1 protein-coding gene is annotated in these 244 nt (G+C 52.5%); it reads left to right on the plus strand.

Annotated features, from left to right (window positions below; translation table 11 throughout):
- Positions 1 to 20: 20 nt before the first annotated feature.
- Positions 21 to 244 (plus strand): lysis system i-spanin subunit Rz (locus FDX01_RS23360; RefSeq protein WP_249360860.1); only part of this gene is annotated, 224 nt, incomplete at its 3' end.

The following is a 244-nucleotide window of genomic DNA, read 5'->3' on the forward strand; positions in this document are numbered from 1 at the left end:
GTCTGCGAGTGGAGCCAGAAATGAGCCGCGTAACCGCAGCTATATGGGCTGTGATTATCTGCCTGCTGGTATCGCTTGGCTGGGCTGTTAATAACTACCGCGACAACGCCACCGAATACAAGAAGCAGCGAGATGAGAAAACTAAGGCGCTGAATCTGGCTAACGCCACCATCACCGACATGATAACTCGCCAGCGTGACGTTGCTGCACTGGATGTCAAATACACGAAGGAGCTTTCTGATGC

The sequence above is a fragment of the Citrobacter sp. wls613 genome, assembly GCF_005281195.1.
Classification (GTDB): Bacteria; Pseudomonadota; Gammaproteobacteria; order Enterobacterales; family Enterobacteriaceae; genus Citrobacter; species Citrobacter gillenii.